The 21,682-nt window shown below is 47.6% G+C and carries 22 protein-coding genes; 19 read left to right on the top strand and 3 right to left on the bottom strand.

Annotated features, from left to right (window positions below):
- The 14 genes from yfmH (at position 1) to AF331_RS06095 (ending at position 14,661) form a co-directional block, all read left to right on the top strand.
- On the top strand, positions 1 to 1,290 hold the full coding sequence (gene yfmH / locus AF331_RS06165) for an EF-P 5-aminopentanol modification-associated protein YfmH (protein ID WP_053427242.1): 1,290 nt from the start codon (positions 1 to 3) through the stop codon (positions 1,288 to 1,290).
- Positions 1,291 to 1,348: 58 nt separating this feature from the next.
- A complete protein-coding gene (gene ymfI / locus AF331_RS06160) occupies positions 1,349 to 2,062 on the top strand; it encodes an elongation factor P 5-aminopentanone reductase (RefSeq protein WP_053427808.1) in 714 nt (237 codons plus the stop codon).
- Between the two features lie 245 nt (positions 2,063 to 2,307).
- Positions 2,308 to 2,565 (top strand): DUF3243 domain-containing protein, encoded by a 258-nt coding sequence (locus AF331_RS06155; RefSeq protein ID WP_048003989.1) that lies wholly within the window; start codon positions 2,308 to 2,310, stop codon positions 2,563 to 2,565.
- A 172-nt stretch (positions 2,566 to 2,737) separates the two neighbouring features.
- A complete protein-coding gene (locus tag AF331_RS06150) occupies positions 2,738 to 3,529 on the top strand; it encodes a DUF3388 domain-containing protein (RefSeq protein WP_048003988.1) in 792 nt (263 codons plus the stop codon).
- Positions 3,530 to 3,548: 19 nt separating this feature from the next.
- The gene (locus AF331_RS06145; RefSeq protein WP_053427241.1) at positions 3,549 to 4,457 is read left to right on the top strand and encodes a helix-turn-helix domain-containing protein; all 909 of its coding nucleotides are present in this window, start codon (positions 3,549 to 3,551) and stop codon (positions 4,455 to 4,457) included.
- A gap of 53 nt (positions 4,458 to 4,510) precedes the next feature.
- Positions 4,511 to 5,089, top strand: a complete 579-nt coding sequence (gene pgsA / locus AF331_RS06140) for a CDP-diacylglycerol--glycerol-3-phosphate 3-phosphatidyltransferase (RefSeq protein WP_053427240.1) — start codon at positions 4,511 to 4,513, stop codon at positions 5,087 to 5,089.
- A 63-nt stretch (positions 5,090 to 5,152) separates the two neighbouring features.
- Positions 5,153 to 6,391 (top strand): competence/damage-inducible protein A, encoded by a 1,239-nt coding sequence (locus AF331_RS06135; RefSeq protein WP_053427239.1) that lies wholly within the window; start codon positions 5,153 to 5,155, stop codon positions 6,389 to 6,391.
- Between the two features lie 213 nt (positions 6,392 to 6,604).
- Positions 6,605 to 7,642, top strand: a complete 1,038-nt coding sequence (gene recA, locus AF331_RS06130) for a recombinase RecA (RefSeq protein ID WP_053427238.1) — start codon at positions 6,605 to 6,607, stop codon at positions 7,640 to 7,642.
- Between the two features lie 408 nt (positions 7,643 to 8,050).
- Positions 8,051 to 9,610: a ribonuclease Y gene (gene rny, locus AF331_RS06120; RefSeq protein ID WP_048003983.1), complete on the top strand. Its 1,560-nt coding sequence runs from the start codon at positions 8,051 to 8,053 to the stop codon at positions 9,608 to 9,610.
- A 108-nt stretch (positions 9,611 to 9,718) separates the two neighbouring features.
- Positions 9,719 to 10,522 (top strand): TIGR00282 family metallophosphoesterase, encoded by an 804-nt coding sequence (locus AF331_RS06115; RefSeq protein WP_053427236.1) that lies wholly within the window; start codon positions 9,719 to 9,721, stop codon positions 10,520 to 10,522.
- A gap of 133 nt (positions 10,523 to 10,655) precedes the next feature.
- Entirely contained in the window at positions 10,656 to 10,916 is a 261-nt protein-coding gene (gene spoVS / locus AF331_RS06110; protein ID WP_034760060.1) for a stage V sporulation protein SpoVS, read from the top strand.
- Between the two features lie 81 nt (positions 10,917 to 10,997).
- On the top strand, positions 10,998 to 11,927 hold the full coding sequence (locus AF331_RS06105; protein ID WP_053427235.1) for a dipeptidase: 930 nt from the start codon (positions 10,998 to 11,000) through the stop codon (positions 11,925 to 11,927).
- Between the two features lie 129 nt (positions 11,928 to 12,056).
- A complete protein-coding gene (locus AF331_RS06100) occupies positions 12,057 to 13,808 on the top strand; it encodes a 2-oxoacid:acceptor oxidoreductase subunit alpha (RefSeq protein WP_053427807.1) in 1,752 nt (583 codons plus the stop codon).
- On the top strand, positions 13,795 to 14,661 hold the full coding sequence (locus AF331_RS06095) for a 2-oxoacid:ferredoxin oxidoreductase subunit beta (protein ID WP_053427234.1): 867 nt from the start codon (positions 13,795 to 13,797) through the stop codon (positions 14,659 to 14,661). Before AF331_RS06100 ends, AF331_RS06095 begins: the two co-directional genes overlap by 14 nt.
- Before the next feature lie 67 nt (positions 14,662 to 14,728).
- On the opposite strand, the gene AF331_RS06090 is transcribed toward AF331_RS06095, so the two are convergent.
- The gene (locus AF331_RS06090) at positions 14,729 to 15,244 is read right to left on the bottom strand and encodes a hypothetical protein (RefSeq protein WP_053427233.1); all 516 of its coding nucleotides are present in this window, start codon (positions 15,242 to 15,244) and stop codon (positions 14,729 to 14,731) included.
- Between the two features lie 469 nt (positions 15,245 to 15,713).
- Between AF331_RS06090 and AF331_RS06085 the strand changes: the two genes are divergently transcribed.
- The 5 genes from AF331_RS06085 (at position 15,714) to AF331_RS06070 (ending at position 19,437) form a co-directional block, all read left to right on the top strand.
- Positions 15,714 to 16,895 carry a BMQ_0737 family morphogenetic spore coat protein gene (locus tag AF331_RS06085; protein ID WP_142245911.1) on the top strand — a complete coding sequence of 394 codons (1,182 nt, stop codon included), beginning with the start codon at positions 15,714 to 15,716 and terminating at the stop codon, positions 16,893 to 16,895.
- A 41-nt stretch (positions 16,896 to 16,936) separates the two neighbouring features.
- The gene (locus AF331_RS06080; protein ID WP_160316494.1) at positions 16,937 to 18,052 is read left to right on the top strand and encodes a hypothetical protein; all 1,116 of its coding nucleotides are present in this window, start codon (positions 16,937 to 16,939) and stop codon (positions 18,050 to 18,052) included.
- Between the two features lie 23 nt (positions 18,053 to 18,075).
- Complete coding sequence (locus AF331_RS23010) at positions 18,076 to 18,210, top strand: hypothetical protein (protein ID WP_258523385.1); 135 nt, start codon at positions 18,076 to 18,078, stop codon at positions 18,208 to 18,210.
- Positions 18,194 to 18,604, top strand: a complete 411-nt coding sequence (locus AF331_RS06075; RefSeq protein WP_268786313.1) for a M67 family metallopeptidase — start codon at positions 18,194 to 18,196, stop codon at positions 18,602 to 18,604. Before AF331_RS23010 ends, AF331_RS06075 begins: the two co-directional genes overlap by 17 nt.
- 134 nt (positions 18,605 to 18,738) lie before the next feature.
- Positions 18,739 to 19,437 (top strand): glycosyltransferase, encoded by a 699-nt coding sequence (locus AF331_RS06070; protein ID WP_053427230.1) that lies wholly within the window; start codon positions 18,739 to 18,741, stop codon positions 19,435 to 19,437.
- A 150-nt stretch (positions 19,438 to 19,587) separates the two neighbouring features.
- Here the strand turns inward: AF331_RS06070 and AF331_RS06065 are convergent, their stop codons facing one another.
- Together AF331_RS06065 and AF331_RS06060 are read right to left on the bottom strand one after the other, a co-directional pair.
- Complete coding sequence (locus AF331_RS06065; protein WP_053427229.1) at positions 19,588 to 20,493, bottom strand: NAD-dependent epimerase/dehydratase family protein; 906 nt, start codon at positions 20,491 to 20,493, stop codon at positions 19,588 to 19,590.
- A gap of 76 nt (positions 20,494 to 20,569) precedes the next feature.
- Complete coding sequence (locus AF331_RS06060; protein WP_053427228.1) at positions 20,570 to 21,637, bottom strand: glycosyltransferase family 4 protein; 1,068 nt, start codon at positions 21,635 to 21,637, stop codon at positions 20,570 to 20,572.
- Positions 21,638 to 21,682: the final 45 nt, after the last annotated feature.

Raw genomic sequence — 21,682 nt, 5'->3', positions numbered from 1 at the left:
ATGAAGAAGATTACCTTCGGTCAGCTGCAGGAAAACCTTTATTATGAGAAGATGGCAAACGGGTTGGATGTGTACATCCTTCCTAAGGAAGGATTCAATAAAACCTATGCAACCTTCACGACAAAATATGGAAGCATCGATAACCATTTCGCCCCTCTCGGAGAGGAAGAATTGGTCAAAGTTCCAGACGGCATCGCCCATTTCCTCGAGCATAAGCTTTTTGAAAAAGAAGACGGAGATGTGTTCCAGCAGTTCAGTAAGCAAGGCGCTTCTGCCAACGCCTTCACGTCATTCACGCGCACAGCCTATCTTTTCTCCAGTACCACTAACGTGGAGCGGAATCTGGAAACACTGATCGACTTTGTGCAGGATCCTTACTTTACGGAAAAAACAGTTGAAAAAGAAAAGGGGATCATCGGACAGGAAATCACCATGTATGATGATAACCCCGATTGGCGCCTGTATTTCGGCGTGATTGAAAATATGTACAAAAATCATCCTGTCAAGATTGACATAGCAGGGACGATCGAGTCCATTACACCTATCACGAAAGACATGCTCTATCAGTGCTACGGCACGTTCTATCATCCGAGTAATATGTTGCTGTTCGTTGTCGGTTCCGTGGACCCTGAGGCTATTATGAATCAGGTCAGGGAAAATCAAGGCAAAAAGGATTATGAAAAGATGCCTGAAATCAAAAGGGAATTCGATCAGGAACCCGATGAAGTGGCAGAAAAGAAAAAAGTCCTGAAAATGAACGTGCAAAGCCCAAAATGTTTGGTTGGCCTGAAGGCATCCGACCCCCATCAGCAAGGCAAGGAAATGCTGAAGCAGGAGCTTTCCATTAACGTTTTCCTTGATATTTTGTTCGGGAAAAGTTCAAATCACTATTCGGACCTTTATAATGACGGGCTGATCGATGAAACGTTCAGTTATGATTATACCCAGGAAAATGGGTTTGGTTTCCTAACTGCCGGTGGGGATACGGAGAAGCCGGATGAATTGGCCGATCGCATTCAGGCCCTCCTTCTGAAGGCTGTGAACGAACCGATCGTGACCGAAGAAAACCTGGCGAGGACGAAGAAGAAGAAAATCGGAGCCTTCCTCCGTGCCATCAATTCTCCTGAGTTCATTGCCAATCAGTTTACCCGCTATGCATTCAATGAAATGGATCTATTCGATGTCGTACCGACACTTGAAAGTCTGTCTGTGGACGACATCACCAATGCAGCCGCAGGTCTGATTGATGAAAAACGGATGACCGTATGCCAGGTTGTACCAAATTCATGATGCTTGAAGGGGAACTGTCCATAACCGGCAGTTCCCCTTCTTGTGTAAAGGAGGAATGATCATGAAATTCGCTCTCATTACCGGTGCTTCTGGAGGTATCGGTAAAAGCACGGCAAAGAAGCTTGCCAGTGAGGGATGGAGTCTGTATCTCCATTATCATCGAAATGAAGAAGCCATCACAACATTGATGGAGGAGATTAAAGGAGTGGACGTGATACCGGTCAAAGCGGATCTCACTTCCTCCGGGGGAGTGGGGAAACTGATTGAACAGATCTTTGATCTGGACGCCATTGTGTACTGCAGTGGAACGTCTCACTGGGGACTGTTCCAAGATCTGTCCGAAGAAAGCATGGATGAGATGATCAGCCTGCATGTAAAGAGCCCGATGCTCCTGGTACAAGCCTTACTTCCGAAGTTGGTCAGGAAAAAAGGATCCATTGTGCTCATGAGCTCCATATGGGGCCAGACGGGTGCATCCTGCGAAGTCGTTTATTCTGCTGTGAAAGGAGCCCAGCTTTCATTTGTAAAGGCCCTTAGCAAAGAGGTAGCTCTTAGCGGCGTAAGGGTCAACGCAGTGGCCCCTGGTGCTGTGAGTACCAATATGCTCTCCGGTTTTACAGAAGAAGACGTCCAGGGGATCAAAGAGGAAATCCCCATGGGGGAACTCGCCCACCCCGACCAAATAGCAGACGCCGTGGACTTCCTCCTCTCACCAAAAGCAGCTTACATAACCGGCCAAACCCTATCCGTCAACGGGGGCTGGTACACCTAGAAAAGCGGATTCGGGGAGAACTGACCCGACAAGCATAAGGACGTCAGGACAGAAAGGCGTCCTATGCCTTTATGGTCTGAGGGAGTTATGACCTCGAGGGTCACCCCGGAGCAGCTGGACAAAAGAAAAGCGGATTCGGGGAGAATTGACCCGACATGCCTCCATTGAAATTTTGAGACCGTACGCATAATTCCCTTGAAAAGATGCAAACTAAGCTTGTATCTCAATAAAGGAGGTCATATGACATGTCAGTATTAGAAAACTGGTCTGATTGGAAAAACTTCTTGGGTGATCGCTTGCACCAGGCTCAGCACAGCGGGATGGAAAACGAAACCGTGAATGATCTTGCTTATCAAATCGGTGACTACCTTTCCAAACAGGTGGAAGCTAAGAACGATCAAGAAAGAGTCCTTGCAGATCTTTGGTCTGTTGCTTCACCTGATGAGCAGCATGCTATCGCCAACATGATGGTCAAGCTTGTCAACAATAACGGAACTCGCTAAAGAGAGGGGATTTTCCCTCTCTTTTTTACATTGTCCCATCCAACGTGAAAAATAGAGAAAATGTAGGCAATTATGTAGGTTTTTCTTTTATATTAGAAAAAAATACTTTATTATAATACCTAGAGTTTAAAATCCCCGAATCTGGATCATTGCCTTTGAAGGAGGAAACCCGATGGAAAGGAAAGAATGGTACCTGGAATATGAGATTCAAAAGAACCGACCCGGCCTGTTGGGGGATATTTCTTCCCTGCTTGGTATGCTCTCGATCAATATCGTCACCATCAATGGAGTGGACGAAGGGAGACGGGGAATGCTGCTCCTTGCTGACACGGATGAGCAGATCGGAAGACTCGAATCGATCCTGCAGACGATGGATACCATCAATGTAACCAAGCTTCGAGAACCGAAACTGAGGGATCGCCTCGCTGTCAGGCATGGACGTTACATCCAGCGGGATGCAGATGATAAAAAGACCTTCCGTTTCGTCCGGGATGAGCTCGGGCTCCTTGTCGATTTCCTTGCAGAACTATTCAAGCAGGAAGGACACAAGCTTGTGGGGCTGCGTGGTATGCCCCGCGTGGGGAAAACGGAATCCATCGTCGCTTCGAGCGTTTGTGCCAACAAAAAATGGCTATTCGTTTCTTCCACTTTATTAAAGCAGACCATCAGAAGCAAACTGATCGAAGATGAATATTCAGACGATAATCTCTTCATCATTGACGGGATCGTATCCACCCGGAGGGCAAATGAACAGCATTGGCAGCTTGTCAGGGAAATCATGCGCATGCCGGCGGTCAAAGTGATTGAGCATCCCGATGTATTTGTACAAAACTCCGAGTATACCCTGGAGGATTTCGATTACATCATCGAATTGCGGAACAATCCTGAAGAGGAAATTACATATGAATTGGTCGAACAAAATAATTTATTTCAAAATTCCGATTTCGGCGGTTTTGATTTTTGATATTGGAAGGTGTTAAAAAGTGTCTGAATTAGGAAAACGTTTAAAAGATGCAAGGGAGTCTAAAGGCTATAGCCTCGACGATCTGCAGCGGATCACGAAGATCCAGAAACGCTATTTGACCGGAATCGAGGAAGGTTCGTATGATTCCATGCCCGGTAAATTTTATGTGAGGGCCTTCATCAAGCAGTACTGTGAAGCGGTCGGCCTGCCACCTGAAGAAATCTTTGAAGAGTACAAGTCCGAAATCCCTGTTACACAGCACGAAGAAATCCCAGATTCCCTTTCAAGGGTCCAGACAAGAAAGACGGTGTCCGAAAGTTCCTCGAAGGTCCTCGATTTCATCCCGACGTTGCTTATCGTGGTGGTGATCATCGGCATCCTCTTTGTCCTGTGGGTCTTCATCCAAGGGAAAATGGGCAATGATGATGCTGCAGACAACGATACGAATAAAAACAGCCAGGTAGCGGTGGACGAGAAGGATGTACCGAAGGAAGATGATGGTGAAAAAACATCATCTGACAAAGAAGAAAAACCTGCAGCCGATGAGGATAAAAAGCAGGATAAAGAAGATGAATCAAAAGATACTAAAAAAGAGAATGCACAATCGCTCGAGCAGACTTCTGTGCAGGGATACAAGACGACCTACGAACTGAAGGGAACAGATCAATTCAATCTTTCGTTATCTGCTGACGGTGATTCGTGGATAGGTGTGTATAATGAAAATGATAAGGTGTTATTTGAAGGCACCTTGACGAAAGGTAGCAAAGAGGATTTCGATTTCTCAGGAGAATCACAGGCCTATCTCATCGTCGGGAATGCTGCCAACACAGGGATCACCATCAATGGGGAGGAAGTCGAGTACGGAATCCCAACCGATGTGGTCAGACAGGATGTTATCATTAATTACAGCAAAGAATCTTCAGAGTAAGGAGAAAGGGGCGCCTTCCCTTTCTTCTAGTGCACTGGATTGGAGGCAATACATTGAATTTACCTAATAAAATCACCATTTCCCGGATCATTCTGATCCCGCTATTCCTCATTATCATGCTGGTTCCCTGGAACTGGGGTGATATGCGCTTCCTTGGGGCGGATCTTCCTGTCAATCAATTTGTTGGGGCCCTCATATTCATCATCGCCTCTACGACAGACTGGATCGATGGATATTACGCGAGGAAATTGGATCTCGTCACCAATCTCGGGAAGTTTCTTGATCCCCTTGCGGATAAGCTACTAGTATCTGCTGCCTTGATCGTACTGGTTGAGATGGGAGTGGCTCCTTCATGGATCGTCATCATCATCATCAGCCGTGAATTTGCCGTGACGGGTCTAAGACTTGTGCTGGCAGGAGAAGGCGAAGTGGTAGCTGCTGGTCAGCTCGGTAAGATCAAGACGTGGGCGCAGATCATTGCCATTTCGGCATTGCTGTTGAATAATGCCATCTTCGAGCTCATGAACCTGCCGTTCGATGTCATTGCCCTTTGGATTGCCATGTTCTTCACCATCTGGTCCGGTTGGGACTATTTTTACCATAATCGCAAAGCGTTTGTTAATTCAAAATAACGGAAGGAAGGGGCTGATTCAATTGGAATCATCCCTTTCTTCTTTCACCGGGAGGAAATAATCATGAATGCAGAAATTATTGCAGTTGGATCGGAATTACTTTTGGGGCAGATTGCTAATACCAATGCCCAGTTCATATCAGAAAGGCTTGCCGAGGTCGGAGTGAACGTGTTTTATCATACAAGCGTGGGGGATAACCCGGCGAGACTTGAAGAGGTCATCAAACATGCCGAAGAGAGGGCGGACCTTCTTATCTTCACGGGAGGTCTAGGACCGACCAAGGATGATCTGACCAAAGAGACCATTGCAAGGAGTCTGGGTGTCAGCCTTTCCATGGATGAAGAAGCCATGGACTCCATCAGGGCTTATTTTGAAAAAGTCGGCAGGGTGATGACTCCCAACAACGAAAAGCAGGCACTGATTCTCGAAGGTTCGGTACCATTGAAAAATGATTTCGGCATGGCACCCGGTATGGTGTTCCAACAGTCCGGGAAAGCGTATATCCTGCTGCCTGGCCCGCCTTCTGAGATGAGACCGATGTTCAGTACCTACGGGGTTCCTGCCGTCATGCGCCTCATGAAACGAAAAGAAGTGATCCATTCCCGTGTACTTCGATTCTTCGGGATCGGGGAGTCGCAGCTCGAAGCCGACCTTGAAGAACTCATCGACCGGCAGACGAATCCGACGATCGCACCTCTTGCCGGGGACGGAGAGGTTACTTTGCGATTGACGGCCAAGCACGAGTCAAAAGATGTCGCAGAGACTCTCTTGAATGAGTTGGAATCGGAAATTCGGCAAACAGTCGGGGAGTACCTATACGGATACGACCAGGACTCCCTTGAGGGGGTGGGCTTCAGGCTCCTGAAAGAAAAAGGCCTGACCCTTGCGGCAGCTGAAAGCCTCACGGCAGGCTTGTTCCAATCCAGCCTCGCCTCGATCGCAGGCGCTTCTTCCGTCCTTGAGGGGGGAGTGGTATGCTATCAGGATTCTGTGAAGAGGAATGTGCTGAACGTACGGGAGGAAACGTTGAAGAATTACGGTGCGGTCAGTCGTGAATGCGCCATCGAGCTTGCGGCCAATGTGAGAACCTTGTTCAAATCCGATATAGGCATCAGTTTCACTGGTGTAGCAGGACCAGAAGCGCAAGGGGATCTGCCTCCTGGAACCGTTTGGATCGGCATCGCCTCAGGTGATGAAGAGCCGAGGGCATACAAGCTCACACTGGCTGGAAGCCGAAACGGGAATCGCAGCCGGACAGTGAAATACGGGTGGCATTACTTGGTGAAGGAATACAAAGCATAAGAAATCGTATGGGTGCCTGCAGGGCACCCATTTTTTCATAGGATTGGAAAAAGTAAGAGAACCCTTAAAATAGGCGATGGATAAAAAACCGAATGAATGTTCGACTTTTTGCTTGTTTTCTATTAAAAAAACCTTTATAGTTATAGATAGGTTGGAAGTGAGACAAGCGTATAGATTGTTAACCAGTTAACCATTCTGAAGGAGGAATCATTTGTGAGTGAACGTAAAGCAGCCTTGGATATGGCTTTAAAACAAATAGAGAAACAATTCGGTAAAGGTTCCATTATGAAATTGGGAGAAAAGACCGACAGGGAGATCGTGACGGTACCAAGTGGATCACTTGCCCTTGACGCAGCGCTTGGGGTAGGCGGTTATCCACGTGGTAGGATTGTCGAAGTCTATGGACCGGAATCTTCTGGTAAGACAACCGTTGCCCTTCACGCCATTGCAGAGGTACAGGCCCAAGGTGGCCAGGCAGCATTCATTGATGCTGAGCACGCATTGGATCCCGTTTACGCACAAAAATTGGGAGTCAATATCGACGAACTCCTGCTTTCACAGCCGGATACAGGTGAACAGGCATTGGAAATCGCCGAAGCCCTCGTACGAAGCGGTGCAGTCGATGCGATTGTGATTGACTCTGTGGCAGCCCTGGTGCCTAAAGCCGAGATTGAAGGGGAGATGGGGGATTCCCACGTTGGTCTCCAAGCACGTCTCATGTCCCAGGCCTTGAGGAAGCTTTCTGGTGCCATCAACAAATCCAAGACCATCGCCATCTTCATCAACCAGATCCGTGAAAAGGTCGGGGTTATGTTCGGAAACCCGGAAACGACACCTGGTGGACGCGCACTTAAATTCTACTCTTCCGTACGTCTTGAAGTCCGTCGTGCCGAGACCCTTAAACAGGGAAATGAAATGGTTGGGAACAAGACAAAGATCAAAGTCGTCAAGAACAAGGTCGCTCCTCCATTCCGTGTTGCAGAAGTGGATATCATGTACGGAGAAGGGATTTCCAAAGAAGGTGAGATCGTCGACCTCGGTTCAGAACTTGATATCATCCTCAAGAGCGGTGCCTGGTATTCCTATAATGAAGAGCGTCTTGGTCAAGGACGTGAAAATGCAAAAGTATTCCTCAAAGAGAATCCGGACATCCGCAATGAAATCATGCTGAAGATCCGTGATCACTATGGTTTGGATACAGGCCGCGCCGAGACAGAGGAAACGGGAGAAATGAGTCTGTTAGACGACTGATCTACTCCTCCTTGGCTTTGGCTGCGCTTTCCACCCCAAAGAGTCATCGTACATTGCTTGCGGGGGAAAGGGCAGATCACGGCTTTATGAAAAGCGGACTGGTTATGGCCAGTCTGCTTTTCTGCTTTTTAAGGAATGAATTGTCCGGGAAGTGACCACAATGATACTAATGTCATTCATTCAGGAGAATAAAACGTGCCGATTGATGGGATTGCTTCATAAATCTGGACACAAAGCTCCCAACCCCTTGACAATAAATTTTCTGAGATTTAAAATTAACATGTATATTTTACAATATTTTCGAATGACATTTGAAAGCCTTGCGCTGTATGTTGAGATCAATTTGTGCAATGTACAAGCCGACATGTAAAAAACATGATGAAAGTGATAGCAAGAGGAGGTGAAATGATGCAACCTATAACACTCATCTCCATTTTGCTTAGCCTTATCGTCGGTGTCGTTGTTGGATACTTTATTCGCAGATCCATTGCCGAGGCGAAGATTGCAGGAGCCAAAGGTTCCGCAGAGCAGATTTTGGAAGAGGCCAGACGTGAAGCGGATGCTCTGAAAAAAGAGGCCTTGCTTGAGGCAAAGGACGAAAATCATAAACTTCGCACTGAAATGGAAAATGAACTCCGTGAACGAAGAAATGAACTGCAAAAACAAGAAAATCGTTTGATGCAAAAAGAGGAGAATCTGGACCGTAAAGATGAGACGCTCGATAAACGGGAATCTCAGCTTGAACGCAGAGAAGGTACTCTAAACGAGAGACAACAACATATTGAAGAGATGGAAAGCAAAGTGGACGAGATGGTAAGATTGCAGCAAACGGAGCTTGAACGCATCTCGAGCCTGACGCGGGAAGAAGCGAAGGGCATCATTCTTGAGCGTGTGGAAAATGAACTGTCCCATGATATTGCCATCATGGTTCGCGAACACGAAACCCGTGCTAAGGAAGACGCAGACAAGAAGGCGAAGGAAGTTCTATCCCTCGCAATTCAGCGTTGTGCCGCAGAACATGTGGCTGAAACGACTGTCAGCGTCGTGAACCTGCCTAACGATGAGATGAAAGGTCGTATCATCGGAAGGGAAGGAAGAAACATCCGTACTCTGGAAACACTAACAGGAATTGATCTCATTATCGATGATACCCCAGAGGCGGTCATTCTTTCAGGATTCGACCCGATCCGCAGGGAGACTGCTCGAATCGCACTTGAGAAATTGGTCCAGGATGGTCGTATCCATCCGGCACGCATCGAAGAAATGGTCGACAAATCCCGTCGTGAAGTGGATGAATACATCCGCGAGATCGGTGAGCAGACCACATTCGAAGTAGGTGTCCACGGATTGCATCCCGACCTCATCAAGATCCTCGGTCGCTTGAAGTACCGTACGAGCTATGGACAGAACGTCTTAAAGCATTCCATCGAAGTAGCTCATCTATCCGGGCTGTTGGCGGCAGAACTTGGTGAAGATGAACGTTTGGCAAAACGGGCCGGTCTTCTTCACGATATCGGTAAGGCCATCGACCACGAAGTGGAAGGAAGTCACGTTGAAATCGGCGTTGAACTTGCCACCAAGTACAAGGAACATCCGGTTGTCGTGAACAGTATCGCATCCCATCATGGGGATACCGAGCCGACGTCTATCATTGCAGTCCTCGTCGCTGCAGCAGATGCTCTTTCTGCAGCAAGACCGGGCGCAAGAAGCGAAACCCTTGAGAACTATATCCGACGCCTTGAGAAACTCGAAGAGATCTCAGAGTCCTATGAAGGGGTCGAGAAGTCATTTGCCATCCAGGCAGGGCGTGAAGTCCGGATCATGGTCCGGCCGGAAGCCATCGACGATCTGGAATCTCACAGACTTGCAAGGGACATCCGAAAACGGATCGAAAGTGAATTGGATTATCCGGGACATATTAAAGTCACGGTGATTCGTGAGACAAGGGCAGTAGAATACGCGAAATAACAGGTTGACTCAGGAGGGGCTCCCCTTTCTGAGTCAGCTTTTTTATTGATTCAAATGCTTCCGGATGTGATACAATAACGTAATGAAGCAAACAGAAGGGATTTTTTTATGAAATTATTATTTGTAGGAGATGTCGTAGGCTCAATGGGCCGGGAAATGATCTCTGAATATTTACCTAAATTGAAGAAAAAACATCTTCCGGATTTTACGATTGTAAACGGGGAGAATGCCGCCTCAGGCCGGGGAATCACGGAAAAGATATACAAGCAGTTCATCCAGGATGGAGCCAATATGGTGACCCTTGGGAACCATGCATGGGACAACAGAGATGTTTTTGACTTCATCGACGGAGCAAAGCAGATTGTTCGACCTGCGAATTTCCCTGAGGGTACACCGGGTCAAGGGTTGGTATTTGCCCAGGTACACGGCAAGGAAGTTGCGGTGATCAATGCGCAGGGTAGGACATTCATGCCACCACTCGATGATCCTTTTGCTGTTCTGGACGACTTGGTGACCGAAGCAAGGAAACGGACGCCGATCGTTTTCGTTGATTTTCATGCCGAAGCAACAAGTGAAAAACAGGCGGTGGGCTGGTTCCTCGATGGCAGGGTATCTGCCGTCATCGGAACACACACCCATGTGCAGACAGCAGACAACCGGATATTGCCGAACGGGACGGCATTCATGTGTGATGTCGGCATGACGGGTCCCTATGATGAAGTACTCGGAATGAACAAAGACTCGGTTATCAAACGATTCCAGACGAGTCTTCCTGTGCGCTTCGAAGTACCTAAGACCGGTAGGAAAACCCTGAGTGCCTGCTTGATCGATATTGATCATAAAACCGGAAAGGCATCGAAGATCGAACGCATCCTCATCAATCAAGATCATCCGTTCATGACTGAATACTAAAATTCACTCCTTTTTCATCCATACCGGAATGATTTGTCCATTTCCTGAATATAGTAGCAGTGGAATTGTTTATACCAAGTTTGTTCTTTACCACAAGCATACGGTATAGGGGAAATGACAAGGAGGAAAAGGAATGGAAATATTAAAAGTTTCAGCAAAATCTAATCCTAATTCTGTAGCAGGTGCACTTGCCGGTGTTCTTCGTGAGAGAGGGGGAGCTGAAATCCAGGCAATCGGTGCCGGTGCACTGAACCAAGCTGTAAAGGCCGTTGCCATCGCCCGCGGATTTGTGGCTCCGAGTGGTTTAGATTTGATCTGTATTCCGGCATTCACAGATATCCTGATCGACGGAGAAGAACGAACCGCGATCAAGTTGATTGTAGAACCAAGATAAAGAACGTCAAGGGCTGTCCGCCAAGGTGGACAGCCCTTATTTCGTTGATTACGATAGATATAACTACCGGGAGGTGTTTGTATGATCATCGATACACATTGTGACGTACTAATGAAACTGTATATGGATCCGGGTCGACATTTATTCAATACAAAAAATGGATTGATGATCACCTACCCACAGCTGAAGCAGCAAAATAGTCGGATGCAGTTCTTCGCCATATTTGTACCTACCGATCTGAAGCCTGGCGAACGGTTTCAGGCTGCCCTGACGATGGTCAATCTCTTTCACCGTCAAGTGATCGCTCCCAATGAGAAGATGGTGATGGTACGTTCAAGGAAAGACGTACTCTCTTTGCAAGAAGGTGAAATCGGCGCCATGCTGTCTCTGGAAGGCATTGAAGCAATCGAAGAGGATATGGAGAAATTGGAGATTCTCTATCGCCTGGGGGTGGCGTCAGTCGGTCTGACCTGGAACTGGGCCAATGCCGCAGCAGACGGGGCTCTTGAACCGAGGGGGGCGGGGCTGACGAAGTTCGGGAAGGAGATCATCACGTTCCTCAATGGTCATGGGATGTGGACGGACATGTCACATCTCAGTGAAAAAGCATTTTGGGATGCATTGCCTGTTGCCGAACATCCTATCGCTTCCCATTCGAACGCCTATACGATTTGTCAAAACGCACGAAATTTAAAGAATGATCAAATAGAGGGGCTGATTGCAAAGGACGGATTCATCGGCATCACCTTCGTTCCTCCATTCTTGAATACAGGGAAAGAGGCCTCCATGTATGACGTGATCCGCCATGTCGATCATGTGTGCAGTCTTGGTGGCGAGGACCATATCGGTTTTGGATCTGACTTTGACGGAATCGATCAAACGGTGAGCGGGTTAAGCAGCTTTTCTGATTATGGATCGCTGATCGGTATGCTTCTTCGATATTTTTCAGAAGCTCAAGTGCGAAAATTCATTGGTGGAAATGCACTGAAAAAGCTTCCTGAAATCGTGTAATCCATAGTGGAATGGTGCGAATTGCAGGTAGTGATTTTTAGGCAAAAGTGATACACTGTTTAAGTGAGTAAGGTATAGGGGGAGACCGTTTTCCCATTTAATAGATTGCTATGGAAGGGATTGAATGGAATGAAGCATCAGCTTTCCTGGAAGGTCGGCGGACAACAGGGAGAAGGGATCGAGAGTACAGGAGAAATCTTCTCCATGGCTTTGAACCGTCTCGGATATTATTTATACGGATATCGTCATTTCTCCTCGAGGATCAAGGGGGGACATACGAATAACAAGATCCGCGTTTCAACCACGCAGGTAAGGGCGATTGCCGATGATCTTGATATTCTCGTTGCGTTCGATCAAGAGACGATCGATGTGAACTATAAGGAATTACATAATGAAGGCATCATCATTGCCGATGCGAAGTTCAAACCGGTCAAACCAGAGGATACGGCTGCAGAATTGTATGTGGTTCCTTTCACGGAGCTTGCCACAGAGCTTGGTACCTCCCTGATGAAGAATATGGTTGCGGTCGGCTCCACATGCGCAGTGATGAACCTTGACCCATCTGTATTCAAAGAAGTGGTCGTTGAAATCTTCGGTCGTAAAGGGGATGCCGTGGTCGAGAAGAATATGGAGGCGATCAGGCAGGGATTTGAGAAGATGAATGCCGATCTAGGGGACAAAGCCGGTTCCCTTCAGTTGGAAGCGGCAGATGGGAATAAGCGTATGTTCATGATCGGGAATGACGCCATTGCCCTCGGTGCCCTTGCAGGGGGAGTGCGCTTGATGGCTGCTTACCCCATCACTCCGGCATCGGAGATCATGGAATATCTGATCAAGAAGTTGCCACTGGTTGGCGGGACCGTGATTCAGACCGAGGATGAGATTGCTGCGGCCACGATGGCGATCGGTGCCAACTATGGCGGAATCCGATCATTCACTGCATCTGCAGGACCTGGCCTTTCACTCATGATGGAGGCTATCGGATTATCCGGCATGACCGAGCAGCCTCTAGTCGTGGTGGATACACAAAGGGGAGGACCGTCTACCGGACTTCCTACAAAGCAGGAACAATCCGATCTGATGGCGATGATTTACGGAACGCACGGCGAAATTCCTAAAATCGTCCTCGCTCCAAGTACGGTGCAGGAAGCGTTTTATGATACGGTTGAAGCCTTTAATCTCGCCGAGGAGTATCAGTGCCCTGTCATCATCCTGTCCGACCTGCAGCTTTCATTAGGAAAGCAGACCGTGGAGCCGCTTGATTATTCAAAAGTGGAGATCAGGAGGGGGAAGCTTGCAGAAGAAGAGCTGGATGAACTTGAGCCGAAACACTACTTCAAGCGCTATGAAGTGACCGGAGACGGCGTGTCTCCAAGGGTGATCCCAGGTATGAAGAACGGCATTCATCATGTTACCGGGGTGGAGCATGACGAAACGGGGAAACCGTCGGAGTCGCCTGTGAACAGGCAGGCACAGATGGATAAGAGGATGCGCAAGCTTAATGATATCCGCTTTGACACACCGGTTCACATTCAGGCACGACATGAGGAACCCGATCTCCTACTCGTGGGATTCAATTCCACAAGGGGAGCGATCGAAGAAGCCATGGTACGTTTGGAGAAAGAGGGGATCTCAGTCAACCATGCCCATATCCGCCTCATTCACCCTTTCCCTACGGAAGCCATACAGCCTCAGCTTGCAGCCGCGAAAAAAGTGGTCGTCATCGAGAATAATGCTACCGGACAGCTGGCGAATATCTTGAAGATGAATGCAGGCTACGGCCAAAAGGTCGTCAATATGACCAAATATGACGGGACACCTTTCCTCCCGCATGAAATACATGAAAGATGTAAGGAGCTGACGCAAAATGGCAACATTTAAAGATTTCAGGAATAATGTCAAGCCGAACTGGTGTCCCGGATGTGGTGACTTCTCTGTCCAGGCCGCCATACAGCGTGCTTCTGCGAATGTAGGGCTGGATCCGGAACAGCTGGCCGTCGTTTCAGGTATCGGTTGTTCCGGCAGGATTTCCGGCTATATCAATTCATACGGTTTCCACGGGATCCATGGTCGTTCCCTGCCTATAGCCCAGGGGCTGAAAATGGCAAATAGGGAGTTGACGGTGATTGCATCCGGAGGTGATGGCGATGGTTTTGCCATCGGGCTCGGTCATACGATCCATGCAATCCGGAGAAACGTCAACATTACGTATATCGTCATGGATAACCAAATATACGGATTGACTAAAGGACAGACTTCCCCAAGGTCTTCTACCGGTTTTAAAACAAAATCCACTCCTCAAGGGAGCATCGAACCTGCACTTGCACCGATGGAGATGGCTTTGACCGCCGGTGCCACATTTGTCGCACAAAGCTTTTCTTCCGACCTGAAGGAACTGACTGCACTGATTGAAGCCGGGTTGAACCATGAAGGGTTTTCTCTGATCAACGTATTCAGTCCATGTGTGACCTATAATAAGATCAATACGTACGACTGGTTCAAGGAAAACCTCACCAAGCTTTCCGATGTGGAAGGATATGATCCTTCAAATAAGGAAGAAGCCATGAGCCTCCTTATGGAGAAACAGGGACTCGTGACGGGTCTCATCTATCAGAACAGCCATCAACCTTCCTATCAGGAATTGATCCCCGACTACTCGGAAGAACCACTTAGTTCCCATGATATTCGTCTCGAAGAAGCTACGTTCGACCAATTGGTGAAGGAATTTATGTAAAACAAACCGGGCTCTCACGGAAGAGTCCGGTTTCTTTATGTGCACAGATCGGAACATCCGGCTCTGCTCATCGCTGACCACGTTGCATGCTTCTCATGTAACCCGCTTTTAGAGCCAGGAATCTTTGCTTCAAGCGTTCCAGGGCCTCGGCTACTTCGTTTTGTCTTTTCTTTTCCTCGTTTATAGAGGTGATCAACTTCCTGATCTCTTCATTCTTCTCATCAATGATCTTTGTAAACTCTCCGTGTGTTGATTCCTTGTGATGCCTTTCCTTCGCGAGTTCTGCCTCCAGTTGTAGGACTGTCTCTTTCAGTCTTTCGATCTCCGCCTTATCGTTCTTCACGATGTCTTCATTATCCCTGATAAGGAAAGAGAGGCTGTGGCGTGCGATGTCTTCCTTGGCGCTTCGTTCGGTCAGCTGCCGGTTTACTTCCTTCAGCTCCTCGATTTGGCGCTTCAGTGACAGGATTGCCTTTCTTGATGAAGTGGACTCCAATTCTTCATATTCCTGTTTGAACCTTTGCATTTCCGATTTATAATGGATGATCAGCTGATTGAGCTGGATGGGATCGAGCCGATTCATGCGGGTCACCTCTTTTTCGCTGGTTTCTTTTACTTCTATATATATGTATGAACCGGGTCATTCGTCCATCCAATGAATAAAGCCGTGTAAACTTCCCAGCGTTTACACGGCTTTCTTTCTATATTTTTATCCGCACACGAATATTCATTCTAAGCGTAAACGTTTAACCATTCTTATTCATTCTCATCATCTCTTTGAATGATGCGACCATTGTTATTCCCGATGCGGGCGCATGTATGGAATCCATTCATAAGAGGTTGTTCTTCACCTTCCTTTTACATCCTATGCACGTCCAATGGAAAATTGTTGGATAGGTGTCAGGGGGGCTGCGCCTTTTTTTTACATGCTGAAAATCATGCCGTTTATATTTTTTTTGGGGAATCTAGGTGTTTTCTCTATACCGATTCGCGATGCCCCCATAGGATGTAGTGTTAAATAAATATTCATGTAGACGAAAGGAAGGATTTGTTTGAATAAGCGTAAACAACTTAGGGGTTCCCAGACTCCTACGCCAACACCATCACCATCCCCAATTCCATTGGATCCAAATGATCTTGCTCCAGAATGTATTCGTGTCGACAAAGTGTATGATTGGGTGTTTTATGCCAATCGATACGAAAACAAAAACTTCATCCCTGATGAAGACTGCCGTGCAGCCGTCAGTGCAGCACTAGCGGCCGGTCAACGTGTGGAAGTACAGACAGCTCCGGTTGATCCTGCTAGCGTCAGTGTGACTGGTACCATCCTTGAAAATGGTAACCCTGGCCGCGTCCTGATTGTATGGACAGTTCCAGTTGAAGTCACCATCCTAATCGCAGGTGTACCAGCTTGTACGTTCACAGTCCGCACTCAATTCACTGATGAAATCATGCTTTGTGTGCCGACTGGCATCACGAATGCCAACCTGAACATCCGTGCAACGCAAGTCATCGCCTCTTCCGGTGGCGTCCTTATGGGACCAGATCCATTCGGACCGATGATTCCGCTTCGTGTTGTCCTTTGTAAAGATGTTCAAGTGGAATTCCCTGTGAAGTTGGAAGTATTGGCTAAGTTCTGCTTCCCACGTCCAAATAACATTCCAGTACCAGAAGAGCAACTTCAGTGTGACCTGAGCCTTCTTGAGTTCCCACGTCAATGCCCTGGCTTGTTCCCGGTTGCCAACTGTGAGTGCCAAGGTACAGCTCTTGCAAGAAATGAAGATACCGAAGCCACATTCGGTACCGGAGCAGCAGCAGAACTTGTTACAGGTCTATCCACTCTCAGAGCGGAAATCTGTCAAGAATGTTCCCTTGGGGACAGCACATGGTCTTACTCCTTTGTTGATACTGAGGTCGGACCGACTCCTGCACCGACTGCTACTGGATTCCAACCGGACTTCAGCTTCAGCTTCAACCCGTCTTCAATCGACCGCGTAACATGTGGTACAGATGCATTGACTGCAGTCGGAGAAGGGATCCGCTACTTCGACGGCGCACCTGAGCAATTGTTCTACGAACTTCAAATTTTCACAGGCTTGCTTGGACCGATTGCTGAAGGCTTCCGCCTGATCCTTCGTAACACTGCCAATGCCGTTATTTTCGACAGTGGAGTAGTAGAAGCCCTCGTTGAGTTCAGCGAGTGTCAAACATTCAATGACCTATTGAACGGCTAATGATTAGGGAGAGAGGGGAAACTCTCCCTCCTTTTTTTAACATGGAGAGAATCTGTACATATGATGAAGGAAATGGATTGGTGGAGGTGTTGGCGATGGTGGATAAAGGTGAAGGAGAGGCATTGAAGGCATTGGGTGATATCAAGCTCATTTCAGAAGAGGTGGAGTCACTGTTCGGGGAATTGGCGGAACACGATCCAGGCCGTATCGAGAGAGCAAGGATGCAGGAGGAAGCAGGTGGCCGCCGGGTTGTTGAATCCCTCCAGGCTCAATTGAAAGAATGGAAGACCAGGGAAAGGGAGCAAGGAGAGGTGATCCTTACCCTGAAAAGAAAAATGGAGCAGCTAAAGGAAACGATTCATCAGGAGAGAGTGAAAGGAGGAGGGCCATCGACCCCTCCAGTGGAAGTCATCATGATCGAGAACAAGGGTCCCGAAATGCTGAAAGCAGTGAAGGAGAGGCTGGTTAAGCTCGTATATGAGACTCCCTCCAGTAGTGTTGTCAGGATTGACTGCGGTGGTATCCTCATGGGGTTGGAGACGAATATAAAGATGGTGGAGCTGTTTTATCAACAGCTGAAATCTCATTCGGAAAGGTGGAGATATACGATGTGGCATTTTTTATCCGGTAGGGAGCACGCCGAAATGAATGTTGAGATCTTAAGGAGGCTGGAGGAAATCGATGAGCAGCTACGAGAGTATTCAGCAAAGTTCACAGAAGTGAAGGGTGCGATAGCCGAGCAGCAAAGCATAAACGAATCGGCTCAAAACCATCTCACCGAAGTGAAGAAGATCCAGGAAGAAATCAATAAAATTGAAACCTATTATGAGGAAGAAATCCAAAGCCTGAAGCAACAGATCGACCACTTCAAGGAGCGGGAAGGGGAGCTCGAAAGGGAAATCACCCTTCTGCATGATCAGCAACAAAGTGCTCCTAAACAAAGTGCAAGGGAACTTGAATTGGAATCTGAGATTGAAGCATTAAAAAGTAGGATCAAACAACAATCGAACAAAAAAAATGATCTGTATAACCAGATGAAATCCCAGAAGAAAGCGGAAGTCCCGCAGGTGAACCCGGAATTTGATGAGTATGGAAACATTCCCTTGCCCTCCGATTCCAAGAAGACGATGTTCAATCCGCAAAAGTACTTCCGATGACCCATGGAAGGGGGTGAACCACCATGATGAAAAAAGATCAAAACCAAATATACAGACAGAAAAAAAGCATACCCATCGGCATCAAAAAAGAACAAAGGGAAAAAATCGCAGCAGAGCGCACCAAGTTCAAGTTTAAAGGGTGTGGGTGCAACGCGTAAAGAGTCAGTCTTTCTTTCAAAGAATCTCTATAGCAGGTTGATCCTGGAGGCGAAATCTTCCATGCCGAATGAAGCATGCGGACTCTTATCAGGAAGCGGATCCAAATGCACAAGGGTATGGCCGATGAGAAATACCGAACCGACCCCGTTTTCCTTTGCCATTGATGAAGCGGAAAAGGAACGTGCGGTCAGGGAAATGAATGAACAAAATGAGGCATTTATCGGATTATACCATTCTCATCCGAATGGACTGCCCGTCCCTTCTCAAGATGATATCGATCATGCACCAGATGTGTTCTATTTCATCATTTCCGTTGGAGGAGCGGAAGAAGGGATCCGCTGCTACAGAATCCGTGGAAGGCAGGTCATGCATTTGACCATCATTGTGGAATAAGAGTGCCATTGCACTCTTTTTCCCATTTGTCGTATTAATTGAGAGGGTAGATTACGAGAGACGGTGAAACGCACAAGCGGGTTAACGACTCTATGCATATAGTATAGGGAGACAAGCAGGAAAGAGGTGATTATGTGAAAGTCTCAATCATCATCCCATTTTACAATTGTCCATATGTCGACCAGGCGATACGAAGTGCCATCCACCAAACCTATCCTGATATTGAAGTCATTGTAGTGGACGATGGTTCTACCAAGTTCACCGAGAAGATCAACCCTTACAGACACCGAATCAAATACATCCGGAAATCAAACGGAGGAACGGCTTCGGCTCTAAATGAAGGGTTGCGGCATGCAACGGGTCATTACTTCGCCTGGCTGAGCTCCGATGATCAATTTGTCGCGGATAAAATACAAAAGCAAGTGACGTTCATGCAGAGGAATGGATCAAGACTCTCCTATACGGCATTTAAAACGGTTGACTCAAACAATACGATCATTAGCGAGATACGTTCTGCCCCCATGAGGCATGGGACATTCAAGCAGCGGCTGCTTCAAGGGTGCCCGGTGAATGGGTGTACGGTCATGGCAGAAATTTCTCTCATGAAGCAGGCAGGCTGGTTTGATGAAGGATATAAATTTGCACAGGATTATGAAATGTGGTGCCGACTCAGTTTGTTTACGCCCATGCATTACTTTGACGAATCCCTCGTGTTATACCGTGTGCACCCGGGGATGGGTACGGCCCGTTTTGCAGGCGGGATAGCAAATGAAGCACAACAGATTCAACAAACGTACAGCAAACTCTTCCAATCTCCCAGACGGAAAAAATAGAAGGCGGCTGGGATAAACATATTGTAGTCATAGTAAAACCCGAACTCCTTTTATCAGGCAAAGGAGTTCGGGTTTTTTCATTTCTTTAATGACCATTACGAATGATTTGTTCCTATCGGGTAATGGGAGTGGATGATCTCTGTCATTCCATTATCGACGGAGCGTTTCGGAAATGCCCATGTCCATGTTGTACCGGGGAGTCCAGCCCAGGATCCGGTTGATTAAAGCCGGATCCAGACAGCTGTGTTTAATATCCCCCGGCCGATCCTGCCCGTGGACATAGGGGATGGATTCCCCTGTGGTAGTCTCAAGGATCTTGATAACGTCGAGCAGTGATGTGGGGATACCGGTCCCTACCACGAACGTTCCCACATCCGGAGCCCTCCCAGCCGCCATGTTGGCAGAAACGATGTCTTGCACATATACATAGTCCCTCGTCTGCAATCCGTCTCCATTCACCTTTAACGATTCTCCTTTAGAGAGTTTGTCGGTAAAGACTGCGATGACACCGCCTTCCCCTTTTGCCGTCTGTCTAGGACCATATACGTTTCCATATCTCAATATAGTGTAAGGGATAGAGAAGAGGTCGTGATAGAGGGTGATATATCGTTCAGCTGCTAGCTTGGAGAGGCCATAAAATGAAAGGGGAGAAGCAGGCATACCCTCTGTGAGCACAGACTCGGATGAATTTCCGTATACAGCAGAAGTAGAGGAAAAGACAAATTTCTTCAGGGACAAATTCCTGCACGCTTCCAGGATGTTGATCGTGCCCCCCACATTCACCGACATATCCGTGTGCGGGTCATTCAATGATCGGTTCACATCTGCTTGTGCTGCAAGATGATAGATGACATCCGGTTTAATGGAAGTGATAAGTTCCCTTGCTTCTTGAGATCTTATATCCACCTGATGAAACGAAGCGGCAGCAGGCAGATGCTTTACTTTTCCGCTGCTTAGATCATCGATGATATGAACGTCCAATCCCTCTTTGATTAAATTGTCAGCGAGATGAGAGCCGATGAAACCCGCTCCACCGGTTACAATTGCTTTTTCCATAGAGTTCACCTCTGTTTTTAATACCCTATGCAAAAAAGACGATTCGGGTTGAACAGCACGCCCATGAAGGGGGATTTTAGATGCCTAAAGTTTTGAGCATGCCGTAGAAGTGAATTCTATAAGCTTCGTGCCCAAACTGCGATTTGAGGTGGAGAAGGGCATTTTCGATGATGTACGAGCGCAGCTGTCCATCATCCATGAGCTGCACCCCCTGCTGTACTGCTGTCTGGACGTTCCCGATCGAATAATATTTTCCCGTTTGGTTATGGAGCACCGCGCTTCTGATCCCGTCTGAATCTGATGTGAGGACGGGGCATCTGCAACTCATCGCTTCCAAAGGGGAATAAGGGGCTCCTTCGACCTTGGACGTGCAGCACAGGAATCCTCCGGAATCACCGATTTTCGAGAAATAATGAGGCATCTGGGAATGAGGGACATTCTGAAGGAGGTGAAGGTGGTCATCAAGTTTTAAAATCGATTTCAGCGTGTTGAAATCCTGACGTTCTTTTGGGGTGGATAGACTTGGATCTTCGAACATATATAGCTGGACTCCAGGCTTCCTTTTGATCATCTCGTGCCCGATGTGCAGGAATTCCCTCCAGTTTTTATTATCCTCGAGCCTGCCGATCCATGCGATGATCGGGGATGGGTGCTTCGGGAGGGCCTTGTAGGCAAAGGCATCCGCATCAAAGCAGTTATTGAATCCGAATGTTGGGGTGCCAGGGAAAAACTCATTGAATATGGCTCCGATATGCGGTGTTTTCGGGTAGAGCAACCCATCGCAGAACTGATTGACATAGGGAATGGCATTTTTCATCTCAGCCCGTGCTGTTGCCTGGGGACCATATCCCTGTATCTCCAATAGAATCTTCCCGTTGTAGCCAAGTTTCCGGAATCGTTCCATGCCTCTGTAGTCGGATGTGATGATGATGGCATCGTACCGGCCTTTTTTCAGGATCCTCTGGATGTCTGCATCCTGATCAGCGATATACACATTGCTTTCTTCGTGGTTCAACAGACCCCTTTTCTTGCTGTAGTAGAGAAAGTCGCTCTGGATCCCTGCAGAACGCAAAGCGGCAGCCCTCTGTCGATTCAGCGTTTCTACACCGCCACTTGGGACATAGAAGACGAATAAAACATTCAAGATAGTATCCTCCTTTAATCGAATGGACTTTTAGGTCCTTATTAT

It is taken from the genome of Rossellomorea marisflavi, from assembly GCF_001274775.1.
GTDB lineage: Bacteria > Bacillota > Bacilli > Bacillales > Bacillaceae_B > Rossellomorea > Rossellomorea marisflavi.
This window is presented reverse-complemented; position numbering and strand designations above follow the sequence as displayed.

Coding starts and splice junctions, on each gene's coding strand:
- AF331_RS06095 (WP_053427234.1), top strand. CDS start 13,795: ATGGCAACATTTAAAGATTTCAGGAATAATGTCAAGCCGAACTGGTGT.
- AF331_RS06090 (WP_053427233.1), bottom strand. CDS start 15,244: ATGAATCGGCTCGATCCCATCCAGCTCAATCAGCTGATCATCCATTAT.
- yfmH (WP_053427242.1), top strand. CDS start 1: ATGAAGAAGATTACCTTCGGTCAGCTGCAGGAAAACCTTTATTATGAG.
- AF331_RS06105 (WP_053427235.1), top strand. CDS start 10,998: ATGATCATCGATACACATTGTGACGTACTAATGAAACTGTATATGGAT.
- AF331_RS23010 (WP_258523385.1), top strand. CDS start 18,076: ATGATGAAAAAAGATCAAAACCAAATATACAGACAGAAAAAAAGCATA.
- AF331_RS06135 (WP_053427239.1), top strand. CDS start 5,153: ATGAATGCAGAAATTATTGCAGTTGGATCGGAATTACTTTTGGGGCAG.
- rny (WP_048003983.1), top strand. CDS start 8,051: ATGCAACCTATAACACTCATCTCCATTTTGCTTAGCCTTATCGTCGGT.
- AF331_RS06100 (WP_053427807.1), top strand. CDS start 12,057: ATGAAGCATCAGCTTTCCTGGAAGGTCGGCGGACAACAGGGAGAAGGG.
- AF331_RS06080 (WP_160316494.1), top strand. CDS start 16,937: ATGGAGAGAATCTGTACATATGATGAAGGAAATGGATTGGTGGAGGTG.
- AF331_RS06155 (WP_048003989.1), top strand. CDS start 2,308: ATGTCAGTATTAGAAAACTGGTCTGATTGGAAAAACTTCTTGGGTGAT.
- AF331_RS06150 (WP_048003988.1), top strand. CDS start 2,738: ATGGAAAGGAAAGAATGGTACCTGGAATATGAGATTCAAAAGAACCGA.
- AF331_RS06115 (WP_053427236.1), top strand. CDS start 9,719: ATGAAATTATTATTTGTAGGAGATGTCGTAGGCTCAATGGGCCGGGAA.
- AF331_RS06065 (WP_053427229.1), bottom strand. CDS start 20,493: ATGGAAAAAGCAATTGTAACCGGTGGAGCGGGTTTCATCGGCTCTCAT.
- spoVS (WP_034760060.1), top strand. CDS start 10,656: ATGGAAATATTAAAAGTTTCAGCAAAATCTAATCCTAATTCTGTAGCA.